Source organism: Bradyrhizobium sp. CCBAU 25360 (assembly GCF_028128695.1).
Taxonomy (GTDB): domain Bacteria; phylum Pseudomonadota; class Alphaproteobacteria; order Rhizobiales; family Xanthobacteraceae; genus Bradyrhizobium; species Bradyrhizobium ottawaense.
Genome location: NZ_LBJA01000033.1, coordinates 143,418 through 155,502, shown reverse-complemented (window position 1 = coordinate 155,502; position 12,085 = coordinate 143,418). Strand labels below are relative to the sequence as shown.

Below are 12,085 nucleotides of genomic sequence, written 5' to 3'. Positions count from 1 at the left end.
GCGATTTGGGCGAATGTCAGTGCTGTTGTGGGCGGGGGCGGGCAGCGCTTGGAAGTCACCTCGCCCCGCTTGCGGGGAGAGGTCGGCGCAAAGCGCCGGGTGAGGGGGACTCTCCGCGAGTCCATCTGTCACCGCATCTGTGGAGACTCCCCCTCACCCCGACCCTCTCCCCGCAAGCGGGGCGAGGGAGAAAAACCTCGCGCAACTGTCTCACTTTGCGACGCTTTTCCCGTTGGTCTTAAGCTTCGGAACGACTCTAGAACGAATCGCGGCCGAATCGCTGACTCCCCCCGGAGTCATGTTCCGTTCACGCAACATGTCGCGGGAGTCTTGTTGGCTGCAACTAGATGGAGTTTCGGGCTGCCGTACAAGTGACGTTTCGATGGCGCAAAGCCTTAAGTTGGGGACGGCGCGGAGTCGAATCAGAATCGGGGAGGAGTCAAATGGATTCCGGGACCGGAGCCGCCGGGACCAATTTTTGCGAAAACAACCCCATGCACAGTAGGCAAGTGATTGATTTTGCAAAACCTTCACGCAGCCAAAAACTCTGCTCGTCATTCCGGGGCGCGCCTCTTGGCGCGAGCCCGGAATCCATCGTGCAGCGGAGACTGTCTCACGATGGATTCCGGGTTCGCGACTGCGTCGCGCCCCGGAATGACGGCCGAGAGAGAGGGTAGAGAGAGAACGCGCTACGGCAGCCGCCGCTTACTGCGTCTTCGCCACCCTTGGCGGCTGGGCCGTGGTGATGAAGCTGGTGGCTTCCAGCATGGCCGGCCCCAGGGGCGTCGGCACTTTCAGCCAGAACGGGACCAGGACGCGGGTGCCGGCGACGGGGGCAAACGCGATCTCGATGTTGCGCTGGGCGGCGAGGTATTTGATCACGGGGCGATCGGGGATGTAGCCGGCGACGGGGACGAAATAGAGCGAACAGACCACGACGGGGCCGTGATAGCCCTTCTCCGCCTTCACATTCTCCATGCGCTTGAAATCGAGCTTCAGATCGTAGCGCATGCGGCCGTCGAACACGGGGGCCGAGTTGTGGCAGGCGTCCGGCGTAACAGGATCGCCATTGCCGGGCACGCGCAAGAGCGAAGCCGTCATGGGGTCCCAGACGCCGCGGCGGTGCGCGTCGGTGACGACGATGCGATCAGGATCGACCGGCGGCTCCGGCAGAATGGCAAAATCCTTCACATTGCCCTTGTCGAGCGTGATGCGGATCTCTTCGGTCTTCTTTGAGGTGGTGGTGGAGGCCTGGTAGCCGGTCGCAACCAGCGCGCCATTGACGATCCGCCCTTGGCTAGCGCCGGTGCCGGACCCGCCCGTGAACGACTTCAGCAGCCCTGAGGTGCCGCCCGCGGCCGCCGCCGAGAACACGTCGTCCTGGATGTCGATGTTCCATGCGCCCTTGCCGACGGGAATGCCGGCCAGCGAGGCCTCATATTGCGCCTCGAGCTTGCCCTGCGCCGCCGCGGGCACCGCGCCCCACGCCACGGCCAGGCCGCAAAGCGCCGCCAGCCAGCCGGCAAAGCGCGGACGGACTGAGCGCTCTTCTGGCGCAAGAGGGGACGTTGTGAGCACGAAACAATCCAATCGGGGCGCGACGGTTGTTACTTAAGCCAAAAACCGCGGCAAACAATGTGTCCGGGCGTCTCGAGCCGGGAACTCCACCGGAGTCTTCGGTCGCGAATACGCCCTTTATGTGATGGTAAGGCGCGACAAACATTGCCGTTTTGGTGATCGGCTTCGCCTCTCCCGCTGCCTTTTCCCCCTCGCCCCGCTTGCGCGGAGAGGGGCGGGGTGAGGGGGGCCCTCCGCGAGGGCGGTGATAGTTGAGGTCATAGGCGGCCCCTCCCCCCGCGGAGACGCCCCCTCACCCGGAATCCGCGCTATTCGCGCGCATTCCGGCCTCTCCCCGCAGGCGGGGAGAGGCGAAAAGACCGCCCAAAACCTTGACTGCCCGCCCCTTCCCCCCTATACGTCCGCCCGCTCCCTGCAAGGACGAAAGAATTAGCCCCCGTGGCGCCCAGAATGGCGGCCGCACTCGTTGGGGGATCGAACTCAAGGATTATGCCATGTCTCGCCGCTGCGAACTGACGGCCAAGGGCCCCCTCGTCGGCCACAAGGTCAGCCACTCCAACATCAAGACCAAGCGCCGCTTCCTGCCGAACCTGGTCAACGTGACCTTCATCAGCGAAGCCCTGGAGCGCAACGTGCGCCTGCGCGTCTCGACCAACGCGGTCAAGAGCGTAGACCACAATGGCGGCCTCGATGCCTTCCTGCTCAAGGCCAAGGCCGACTTGCTGTCGCCGCGCGCCCTCGAGCTGAAGCGCGCCATCCAGAAGAAGGTCGGCCCGACGGCTGCACCGGCCAAGAAGGCCAGCTAAGTTTTTTAGGTTAGGGCGGGGGCTAAGTTGCGTCGCGTGGCGTAGGTCTAGCCGAGTAGAGTTTTGCGTTGCGGCCGGATCGGAAGATTCGGCCGTTTTTGTTTTTGCGGTGCAGCGCTTCAACTAAGAAGAAGGTTCGGTGGATATCAGGAGTCGCAATGACTATTGTCCGCACCCGAAACTTGTAAGAAGCGCCCGCAGCGGGTTACTGTAACTTTTGAAATATCAATCCAATCAATCATTTCTGGGTGCTCGTGAGACCACTACTGCGATGGGCAGGAAGCAAGCGGCAGATGCTCCAGCCTCTCCGAAAAATATTTCCCAACACAGGCGCGCTCTACGTGGAGCCGTTTTGCGGGTCAGCAGCTCTATTCTTTGACCAAAAGCCAAAGCGAGCAGTTCTTTCAGATATCAACTCCGACCTAATCAATTTCTATCGTTGCAGCCGCAGGCAACCAAACGAAGTCTACGAGATTGCAAACGAACTTAGGCGCACGAAGTCAACCTATCTGCGCGTTAGAAGAGAAATCGCGGACACGAAGGACAAACTGACCCGAGCAGCTTATTTCTACTATCTCAATCGGAACTGCTTTAACGGTTTGTATCGCACGAACAAGCAGGGCGTCTTCAACGTTCCCTTCTCTAAGTCTCGCACCGGGAGAATGTTGAGCGAGGAAGAATTCTTAGATGCAGCCGCTGCACTGTCTTCTGCAAAATTCTCGGTTAGCGATTTCGAAAGCTGTATCGAGACGCACGTACAATCAAATGCATTTTTCTTCCTTGATCCACCCTACGCTATCAAACGTCGGAAGCCCTTCACTGAGTACGACAAATCGGTGTTCAGCGAACCCGACCTAAAGAGGCTTCTTGGTTGCCTCGAAGCTATTGATGATGCTGGGGGGCACTTTGCGCTGACCTATGACAGCGCTCTAGCGCACAAGTTTCTCCTCAGGAGACAATGGCGTCAGAGCGAAATTATCGTTCGTCGAAATATCAGCGGATTTGCCGATGCGCGTAAGAACGCCGTCGAAGTGTTGACCACGAACTTCGATTATCATGACACGAATTCTCATTCTTAGCGATCTTCACGCTTACAGCCCGTCCGATAAGGCAGCGCGGGAGCCTTCGTTTCTCCTTGCATCTAGCAAGGAAGGCGCCACGAATCCCATTCGCACAATTCCAGATATCCTAAAGCAGGAAGGGCTTTTGGTTGATTGGATACTATGTCCGGGCGACATAGCAGACCAGGCCGATCCGGACGCACAAACCTTCGCTTGGCAGGAGCTTGTAGAATTAAAGAAAGCAGTGAAGGCTAAACTTTTGCTGAGCACCGCCGGAAATCACGACGTCGATTCTCGCTTGAAATTCAGCAATTACGATCCGAAGGGCCATCTTCAAGGCTTGGAGCCACCCTTCCCCGGCATAAAGACCGCCGCGGACAAATATTGGGCGAGGAATTACCACATACATGAGCAAGGCTCGGTACGCCTAGTCAACCTAAACAGCGCCGCCTTCCATGGCTTCCATTCTCAAGAACAAGGGTCCATCTCCGAGTATCGACATGGACGCGTCAGCACCAGAACGATAGATGCGATCGTCGAAGAGATTGGTCGGAAGAAATTTCAAACCAACATCTTGTTCACCCATCACCACCCCTATCGCAATGACGCGATCTACGAAGACGATTACAGCGAAATGCAGTTCGGCGGAAAACTCGTAGCTGCACTAACTGAAGCTACGTCCTCGAGCTGGCTTATCATCCATGGGCACCAACACTACCCACAGGTGAGCTACGGCCCCGATGTTACATTTCCACCATTGATATTCTCAGCCGGGAGCATTTCCGCAAAAATCGCCTCTCCGATGTCAGCGGAAGCTCCCAATCAATTCTACCATATTACTTTGGAAACGGATTCGACCAGAACGAACGGTTGGTGGCCGTGCGGCAAGATCCGAGCTTGGTCTTGGGTTCACCGGCGCGAATGGCAAAGCACCCCTGACGGCCAAAACATACCTGATGGGTTGGGGTTCGGCTGCAGAGACAACGTGCTATCACTGACCAATGTAATCCGGGACTACGTTTCGGCACACGACAACTACGTGACCATGCAGCAGATCAGTGGAGCTCATCCGCATCTGCAGTTCGTCAACCGCAAGATATTCGAGGAAGTGTTTAGACAACTCAGACAGCATAGTATCCGCTGTACCGTTGCCGTGCCGTTCACGGATACCCAGTTTCGGAAGGACGGAGTTGCCGGATGAGGGACCCGTTTGAGTCGTACAATGCACGGTTTGTTCCGCCACAGACCGTTGCAGAAACCTTCATTCTCCGTGAAAAACAGTTCGCTGCGCTTTGTGAACAGACAAACTCGCTTCTGATTGGGCCCCGCGGAAGCGGGAAAACGACCCTCCTCAAGATGTTGAAGGTGGGCGCCCAGGTGGTGGCTTGGAAGAATAGAACTCAAGCAAACGCGCTGCGGCGATTTCGTTTTTGCCCGATCTATGTTGGCGCTGACAGGCAACTTGAATTTATTGTGGGCGGACCCGTCGCGGATCAAAATCGCGCCTCAATCGACCTTCTCTCAAAGGCCCTCTTATCCTTCCGAGTAAAATTCGCATGTCTTGATACAGCGAAAGAGGTTTCGAATCCGCATCTTCGCGACATCGAAAACATGTCGCACCAGTTTGTGGACTTAGGCGATGGGGAGGTCAGACTTTCTCGCGCACTATCCTCGGTTTGGGACCTCAAAGAGAATACGCTTTCCTTTCTTGAAGTTCGCTCGCGGCTGTATTGGCAACTCGGAGAGATGAACAGATTTCTTGCGAAGATTCGGCATGGCCAAGAAGTTTCCCCCGAGGAAATATTAGATCACGCTCAGTACCTGTCCCATGACCCTATCGGAGCATGTGAGGCATTTGTTTCGCTCTTCAACGAAATCACTGATTTGCCAGCCAAGATCTGGGCTCTATGCGTCGATGAGCTTGAGATCATGCCAGATCAACTTCAGAACTATCTGTTTTCTGGGTTTCGTTCGATTGATCAAAGAATAGTATTGAAGCTGGCGACAAGCCCGTTCTCCAAGATTGATTGGCGCGGATTGGGGAAGGATGGCCCCATGTCTGGCAACGACTACACACCCATCAATCTTGGATTCACGACCAAGCACGATATTAAGAGAAACGATGCTCGCAGATTCAGCGCCCGCTTGCTTGAAGCGCTCATCGTTGCGGAAACCAAAGCAAAGCAAAAAGGCAATCAAACAAGGGGCCCAGAAGTTCTGGGGCGCTCAGTTATAACCGAGGCCAACACCTCGCCCGATCAAAAGAATGCCTATAGGCCTCCCGATGGAAGCCATTATATTCGATTTAAGTCTCTATTAGAACGCGATCCAGCATTCGCCCAATTCCTTCGCGATCGCGACATCGATCTAGATCAGATGCATCGTAGCGACGAGAACCAACGCGCTGGAAAGGCACGAAAGTACATTTGGCAAGTCGCCTGCAGATTGGCGTACGCCCCGTTGAGTTCATTTATGAGGCCTGATCGGTCGATAGGAGAGAGACCTCCGAGCAGAAAGGCTCTAGCCGATATTTATCTTGGCTACGATTCACTACTAACTATGTGTGAAGGAAATCCTCGCATCACTATTTCACTAATGCGGCCGTTAGTTCGGCGGCACTTTGGCACATCGAGATCTATTCCATTTGAGGACCAAGCCGCCCTCGTCGAGGAAGCGATTGCGAAGTATGTCTCCCTGCTATCTACAATTCACGTTGTCGACCCGACGAACAACATCCAAAACATGTCTATCATTGATCTAATCGAGGCGATTGGAGGTTTCTTCTCAAACGAGGTGACAGGAACCGTGTTCAAACCCGAACCGCCCCTCACTTTTAGAATCGATAACGCGGTGCCGAAGGAGTACGTCGACGCAATTGGCGTCGCGATGAACCAAGGGGCATTCGTCATGCTATCGGATGAAAGTGGCCTCTTTGATCACGGCTCCATCAAGGACGCGCGCCTTCGTTTTTCCTATCTTCTTTGCCCGCTCTATCATCTGCCGTTGACAATCGGCAGCCCGATTAATCTCAGCAGAATCCTTTCAACCCGCCGCCCGAGAACTTCACGGCGGGCCCTTACACAAGAGGATCTATTTAATAGGACCTCAATATGAGTGACCGACTGGTCGTCCGAAATTTATCCCCCTCTTCCGACAGTCTGAACGATGCTCTATTCGTTTACTGCATTGGATACGAATCACGCTCGCGATTTGCCGCAGAGTACTGCCGGTGGTCTCCCAAGAAGACTATTGCCGTTGAATATTCGGCGGGCCAAGTACTCTCGTTTGACGAAAACAGAACCTTCGCGCGCAAGAATGAGTTTGTCACCGTATCGGATAGAGAGGGCTTCGTGGAGCAGGCCCTCTCGCGAGCGATTTCTACCATGCGAAGCTTGGAAGGCACCGCAAGCGTCGCCGTAGACGTTTCGTCGATGGATCGATCACTCATGTCTCGCGTGTTACTTAAGGCGCTGGACGATCTCAACACCGGCGAGACGATGTTTGTATTGTATTCGCCCTCAGCTTTCGTTGAGCCGAAGAGCAATCTGGTCCCTATTCGGCAATCAACTGCGGCTCACCCTTCCATTGCTGGACAGGTGGCAGCTCCGGACCTCGAACGGGTTGCACTTCTTGGAGTTGGTTATGAATACGGCGTTTCGCTCAGCATATTGGAATCGCACGAACCTGATATAAGCTTCATCTTTCGACCAAACGGAGTTGATGAGCGCTTCAAGACCGCTGTTCGAGACGCCAATTTTGGATTCGACTTCGGAGAGAGAAATTACGAGATAGTAGACTACTTCTTGCACGATATGGCTGGCGCTTACGACGATATTTCAAGCATCATTTTTGCGACAAAGCATAATAGCTCGATAATCGCGGTGCCAATGGGCCCAAAGATTCTCAGCGCCGCTATGATTCTTGCCGGTCGCCTACATCAACCGCAGGTCTCTGTTCTTCGGTATTCCGTAGCTCCCGGCGGCAATTATCAAGACATCGGCGCAGAGGGCATTTTGGTGGGGATGGAAGTTACGGTCATCAAAGGCGACGATGGTCAGTCTGGCGCGGGGAGCAAACCTAGATAGCTTGAATGGAGCATTCCTCCCATTCTCCGCTATACGCGCCCCGGTAGCATCACGCGGAGAGGCATACCGTGGAGCACGCGCGCAACATCGTCCCAAACCCTCACCCAAAAACCTCGTCATCTGCTGGCACCGGCAACGAGATCTCGGAAGACATCTCCAACGTTCTGAAGCTCTACCGCTGCCTCCGCTAGACAAAACCCATCCGCGGCAGTTGGTGCTCTGCGACCTCGGGGTCGGCCCGGTGCCGCCACCCGTAAACACCCCCCGCGCCCGTTAACCGTTCATTAACCAACGCACCCTAGCCTGCGGTAATCGTCCAGCCATCATTAGCTCGAAATGCCTTCCCGGTTCGCTCCAGGAGAAGCGCCGATGTGCGTTGCGTTGTTGACGTATGCCGATCTCAGTGCCCGCCTCGATATCTCGCGCGAGGCCGCGCGGTCGCTGGCGCGACGACGCCGGCTGCCGCGCTCGCGTTCGGATGACGGCAAGGCCCTGGTGAGCGTTGATCTCGACGAGCTCCGGTACACGCCCCGCCCGCGACGTGCCCGCCGGGCAGACCCGATTGCCGCCTCCATGGCAAGGATCGAGGCCGTCAAGACCGAGGCCTTCAAGGCGGAGATCGCGCGGCTCGAAGACGTTGCAACTGCCTACAGGGCCGTGTTCGAGCGCGAGCGGGAGCGCGCCGATCGCCTCGTCGTCGAGTTGCAGCAGGCGACCGCCGAGACCATGGCAGCCAATGCGTGGGCGGCACGACTGGAAGACGAAGTGACGGCGCTGCGGAGCGATCGCCGGGGCGGCTCGATCGCGGGACACGCTGCGCGGCGATTAGGACATCTGGCCGCCGCCATCGTCAAAGCAGATCGCGCGGCTAGAGCGCGATGAGATTGGGATGAATCGTCATCGCGCTCCAGGTTTTTGTTCGAGCATGATCTCCGCGCAAACGCGTTGCGCGTTTGTCGCGAGGGAAAACCGCTTCGCACTTTGCGCTCACGCGGCCCTTCGGGTCCGGATCATGCTTTTGCAGGTAGCACTCGAAGACTTCTCCATCCCCGGCTTGCCGGACCAATCGCGAGGGACAAATGGCTGGCAATATCGATATTCATGAAATGAAGGCCCGCATCGTCGTGTTCGGTGTCGGCGGCGCAGGCGGCAATGCCGTCAACAACATGATCACGGCCGGGCTGCAAGGGGTCGAGTTCGTGGTCGCCAACACCGACGCGCAGGCGCTGGCCATGTCGAAGGCGAAGCACCTCATCCAGCTCGGCACACATGTCACCGCAGGCCTCGGCGCCGGCTCGCAGCCGGAACTGGGCCGCGCCGCAGCCGAGGAGGCCATCGATGCGATCCGCAATCAGTTGACCGGCGCGCACATGGTGTTCGTGACGGCCGGGATGGGCGGCGGCACCGGCACCGGAGCTGCACCCGTCGTCGCCAGGACCGCGCGCGAGCTCGGCATTCTCACGATCGGCGTGGTCACCAAGCCGTTCTACTTCGAGGGCCAGCGCCGCATGCGCTTTGCCGAGGCCGGCATCGAGGAGCTGCTGAAGACGGTCGACACCCTCCTGATCATCCCGAACCAGAACCTGTTCCGGGTGGCCAGCGACAAGACCACATTCGCCGATGCCTTCGCCCTTGCCGACCAGGTGCTTTATTCGGGCGTGGCCTGCATCAGCGACCTCATCGTCAAGGAAGGCCTGATCAATCTCGATTTTGCCGACGTCCTCTCCGTCATGAAGGAGAAGGGCAAGGCCATGATGGGACGAGGCGAGGCCTCCGGCGAGAAGCGCGTGCTCGCCGCCGCCGTCGCCGCGATCTCCAATCCGTTGATCGAGAACCCCTCGATCAAGCGCGCCAGTGGTCTCATCATCTCCATCACCGGCGGCAAGGATCTCATGCTGTACGAGGTCGACGAAGCGGCCAGCCGCATTCGCGACGAGGCCGACCCGGACGCCAACATCATCGTCGGCGCGTCCTTTGACGAAAGCCTCGAAGGCATCGTCCGCGTCTCGGTGGTGGCGACCGGTATCGACAATCTCGACCCGGCGCAGGCGCTGCCGGTGGAAACCGCCCTCACGCAGCTCGCCGGCAGGCTGCGCAACGACAGCCGCCGCATCGCCGATCGCATCGAGCGCAGCGCACCCATTCCGCAAGCGGGCAGCCCGCCGCTCCGCCCGCAGCCGCACCACCCCGTGGGGCCACCGGCACGGCCGGGCCTGGACCATGCGCGGCAGGCGGCGCTTCAGCCGCTCGATCCTTACGGCCGCGCGCCTGCGCGCAATGCGCCCGACGAGGCCGTTCTCGATATCCCGGCCTTCCTGCGCCGCGCCGCCAACTGAGGGGTCGAGAGAGCCGCGGTTCCTTGCATGTCGACTACGGAGTCCAACAACAGGTCGTCATCCCGGGGCGCGACGAAGTCGCGAGCCCGGGATCCATAACCACCATCGTGAGTATGGATTCCGGGCTCGCGCCAAGAGGCGCGCCCCGGAATGACGGAGTAAACAACAACTCTCCCGCTTTGGCGGGCGCCTCACCATGAATGTTTGATATCTCGCCGCGGAAACGAGTCCTCATCCTGAGGAGCCCGCCTCGATCGGGCGTCTCGAAGGATGCGCCGCAACGAAACCAGCCGCCGATGCTTCACGCTGCCGTGCTGCGCGGGCTCTCCGCGGTTTCCTTCTTGTCCGACTCCTTGTCGCGCGACAGCCAGGCCGGAAAACGAAGCAGGCGTTCGTTGGGGTCTTTCGGCAGCTCGATGGGCGGCGCTTCAACGGCCGAACTCGGCAAGTCCAGCGCTGCCTGTCCGGATCGCACCGCATCCGCACGCTGATCCAGTTCGCGCAAGAGGGGATCGAGCACGCTGTCGATCTCAGTCGCCACCGACACGAGGAAACTATTGAGCTCGCGCGCCTCGGGCACGACGGCCGCAGCCTGCTCGATCGCGCTCGAGAGACCGTCGACGACGGGCGCAAACGCGCCGGCGGCCTGCTTGACTCGCGTCTTGATCAATTCGATCTCGCTCAGGACGCGCTCACGCTCCCGCCTTTTCTTCTCTTCAGAAAGGCGGGCTTCGATTTCGGCGATCTGCGCCGTCAGGGTCGTGGCTTCGGATGCGAGCGCATCGCGTCGTCCGCGCGCGCGATCGAGATCGCGGCTGAGATTGTCCACTAAGTCGTCCTTTCCGAACATGGCTTTGCTCCGTAGGACAGGCGCTTTGCCCTGTAGGACGGCCCTGGCGCGAACCGCCAGCCTCGCCACCGACCGGATGGCCGGATCGGCCGAAACAGGCATCAACCTCGGTCGCGTCACATGGGCCGACATGGTGATCCCCCCATCGTCAACATTAGGCAACCGCATGGTTAACAAGGGGTTAATATCAACAGATGAGGGGCAATGGGGCCGTCCGTGTCCCCTACCCCCGAAAATCAATGCTCCGCAGCACGATCCCCGGCGGAGTGCCTTCGAACTCCGTCGCCTGGTACTTCCGTCCCGCGCAGGCTTCGATGCGCTCGCGCAGGCGGGTGAACTGGGCTTCGCGCTCATTGGGGCGGGCGCGCGGGCCGCGCTCGAGATCGTCCATGGCGGAGGTCGAGATCGCGCAGGCGAATTCCTTCGCGCCGTCCTGCATCGAGAACTGGACGATGCCGCGGTCCTGGTCGTGGCCGATGAAACGGCCGCTGGTGAGCGTCATGGGGTTACTCCTGTACTGCGCGCGTCCCGGCCTGGTGCGCCATTGCGCAACGGGGGGCCGGGACCTGTGACCCGGTCGGCTTGATTCAAGCACGCCGTGGCACGAGCATCTGCAACAACTCAATTCCGTGGCTATGGGTCCTGGATCTGCGCTTCGCTTGTCCGGGACGACACCCGTGGGGCGGCCGCCTTCAGCCGTCGCCGTTGAGCCTTGCGAAATCGTCGAACAGGGCGGCCACCAGCGCGCGGTGGCGGGTGTCCTCGGCGGGCAGGCCGGCGGCATAGAGGTTGAGCAGATAGCGGGCCTTCACCGCGGCTTCCGGCCACGACATCGCCGGCACCGTCAGCATGCGGCTTTCGAGATCGGCCTCGCGCTCGCGCAGCTCGCGGACATTGTTCTCGACCTCGGACAGCGCGCGGCGCAGATCGGTGGCCTTTTGCGCGGCCATGCCGCGGTGCTTGTCGAGCTCGACCGGAACATCAGTCATGGGCGGTCGCATCGATGCGTTGAGCGTCCGCGAGGTCGACCGAGCCGATCGCATGCACTTCCGTGATGTCGCCGCGCGCGCCCTCCTTGGGCACCGTGATCATGGTGGCGACGCGGCGCCAGGCGGCGAACGACAGGCCCTCGATCATCTCCTCGTCGGTGACGACCTCGTAGCGGCCCGCCGGCAGTTCGCGCGCAATGCCGCGGATGTGAAACGGATGCTTGAACGTCACGAATTCGTGCCGCGAGCGGATGGTCATGCGCGCCTGCCTTTCAAAAAGAGGGGCCCCACCGGACGCTGGCGAGCGCGAGCATGCGCGCGTTGCGCGGCAATAGCCAGCGTTATTGTCGGCGGCGCGCGCGGCGTTTTAGCCCTCGCTA

General features: G+C 59.2%; 12 protein-coding genes and 1 pseudogene. 8 read left to right on the top strand and 5 right to left on the bottom strand.

The features are described 5' to 3' along the window. Positions 1-705: 705 nt before the first annotated feature. A complete protein-coding gene (locus XH81_RS10600) occupies positions 706-1,515 on the bottom strand; it encodes a DUF3108 domain-containing protein (protein ID WP_271596179.1) in 810 nt (269 codons plus the stop codon). Positions 1,516-2,072: 557 nt separating this feature from the next. Here XH81_RS10600 and rpmB point away from each other — a divergent pair. The 8 genes and pseudogenes from rpmB to ftsZ all read left to right on the top strand — a co-directional run bounded on the left by rpmB (position 2,073) and on the right by ftsZ (position 9,866). Continuing rightward, positions 2,073-2,384 (top strand): 50S ribosomal protein L28, encoded by a 312-nt coding sequence (gene rpmB, locus XH81_RS10595; RefSeq protein WP_028141842.1) that lies wholly within the window; start codon positions 2,073-2,075, stop codon positions 2,382-2,384. A 248-nt stretch (positions 2,385-2,632) separates the two neighbouring features. Next, positions 2,633-3,463: a DNA adenine methylase gene (locus XH81_RS10590; protein ID WP_333913299.1), complete on the top strand. Its 831-nt coding sequence runs from the start codon at positions 2,633-2,635 to the stop codon at positions 3,461-3,463. After that, the gene (locus tag XH81_RS10585; RefSeq protein WP_271596171.1) at positions 3,441-4,646 is read left to right on the top strand and encodes a metallophosphoesterase family protein; all 1,206 of its coding nucleotides are present in this window, start codon (positions 3,441-3,443) and stop codon (positions 4,644-4,646) included. Before XH81_RS10590 ends, XH81_RS10585 begins: the two co-directional genes overlap by 23 nt. Beyond that, positions 4,643-6,559 carry an ORC-CDC6 family AAA ATPase gene (locus XH81_RS10580; RefSeq protein WP_271596170.1) on the top strand — a complete coding sequence of 639 codons (1,917 nt, stop codon included), beginning with the start codon at positions 4,643-4,645 and terminating at the stop codon, positions 6,557-6,559. The genes XH81_RS10585 and XH81_RS10580 overlap by 4 nt, the downstream gene beginning before the upstream one ends. Next, positions 6,556-7,530: a hypothetical protein gene (locus XH81_RS10575; RefSeq protein ID WP_271596169.1), complete on the top strand. Its 975-nt coding sequence runs from the start codon at positions 6,556-6,558 to the stop codon at positions 7,528-7,530. The genes XH81_RS10580 and XH81_RS10575 overlap by 4 nt, the downstream gene beginning before the upstream one ends. Before the next feature lie 118 nt (positions 7,531-7,648). Next, positions 7,649-7,783: pseudogene (locus XH81_RS38725) on the top strand (DUF2235 domain-containing protein); the annotation flags it as partial. A 116-nt stretch (positions 7,784-7,899) separates the two neighbouring features. Further along, positions 7,900-8,412 carry a hypothetical protein gene (locus tag XH81_RS10570; protein WP_038951160.1) on the top strand — a complete coding sequence of 171 codons (513 nt, stop codon included), beginning with the start codon at positions 7,900-7,902 and terminating at the stop codon, positions 8,410-8,412. A gap of 197 nt (positions 8,413-8,609) precedes the next feature. Next, positions 8,610-9,866: a cell division protein FtsZ gene (gene ftsZ / locus XH81_RS10565; protein ID WP_038951161.1), complete on the top strand. Its 1,257-nt coding sequence runs from the start codon at positions 8,610-8,612 to the stop codon at positions 9,864-9,866. Positions 9,867-10,167: 301 nt separating this feature from the next. On the opposite strand, the gene XH81_RS10560 is transcribed toward ftsZ, so the two are convergent. The 4 genes from XH81_RS10560 to XH81_RS10545 form a co-directional block, all read right to left on the bottom strand. After that, the gene (locus XH81_RS10560; RefSeq protein WP_038951163.1) at positions 10,168-10,848 is read right to left on the bottom strand and encodes a hypothetical protein; all 681 of its coding nucleotides are present in this window, start codon (positions 10,846-10,848) and stop codon (positions 10,168-10,170) included. 91 nt (positions 10,849-10,939) lie between these two features. Beyond that, on the bottom strand, positions 10,940-11,218 hold the full coding sequence (locus XH81_RS10555; protein WP_028141851.1) for a DUF1488 family protein: 279 nt from the start codon (positions 11,216-11,218) through the stop codon (positions 10,940-10,942). A 190-nt stretch (positions 11,219-11,408) separates the two neighbouring features. Further along, a complete protein-coding gene (locus tag XH81_RS10550; RefSeq protein ID WP_038951164.1) occupies positions 11,409-11,705 on the bottom strand; it encodes a hypothetical protein in 297 nt (98 codons plus the stop codon). Continuing rightward, positions 11,698-11,964: a hypothetical protein gene (locus XH81_RS10545; protein WP_038951165.1), complete on the bottom strand. Its 267-nt coding sequence runs from the start codon at positions 11,962-11,964 to the stop codon at positions 11,698-11,700. The genes XH81_RS10550 and XH81_RS10545 overlap by 8 nt, the downstream gene beginning before the upstream one ends. Positions 11,965-12,085 lie beyond the last annotated feature (121 nt).

Excerpts from the sequence above, each read along its gene's own strand:
- rpmB (WP_028141842.1), top strand. The coding sequence starts at position 2,073 with ATGTCTCGCCGCTGCGAACTGACGGCCAAGGGCCCCCTCGTCGGCCAC.
- XH81_RS10585 (WP_271596171.1), top strand. The coding sequence starts at position 3,441 with ATGACACGAATTCTCATTCTTAGCGATCTTCACGCTTACAGCCCGTCC.
- XH81_RS10580 (WP_271596170.1), top strand. The coding sequence starts at position 4,643 with ATGAGGGACCCGTTTGAGTCGTACAATGCACGGTTTGTTCCGCCACAG.
- XH81_RS10575 (WP_271596169.1), top strand. The coding sequence starts at position 6,556 with ATGAGTGACCGACTGGTCGTCCGAAATTTATCCCCCTCTTCCGACAGT.
- XH81_RS10570 (WP_038951160.1), top strand. The coding sequence starts at position 7,900 with ATGTGCGTTGCGTTGTTGACGTATGCCGATCTCAGTGCCCGCCTCGAT.
- ftsZ (WP_038951161.1), top strand. The coding sequence starts at position 8,610 with ATGGCTGGCAATATCGATATTCATGAAATGAAGGCCCGCATCGTCGTG.
- XH81_RS10560 (WP_038951163.1), bottom strand. The coding sequence starts at position 10,848 with ATGTCGGCCCATGTGACGCGACCGAGGTTGATGCCTGTTTCGGCCGAT.
- XH81_RS10555 (WP_028141851.1), bottom strand. The coding sequence starts at position 11,218 with ATGACGCTCACCAGCGGCCGTTTCATCGGCCACGACCAGGACCGCGGC.
- XH81_RS10550 (WP_038951164.1), bottom strand. The coding sequence starts at position 11,705 with ATGACTGATGTTCCGGTCGAGCTCGACAAGCACCGCGGCATGGCCGCG.
- XH81_RS10545 (WP_038951165.1), bottom strand. The coding sequence starts at position 11,964 with ATGACCATCCGCTCGCGGCACGAATTCGTGACGTTCAAGCATCCGTTT.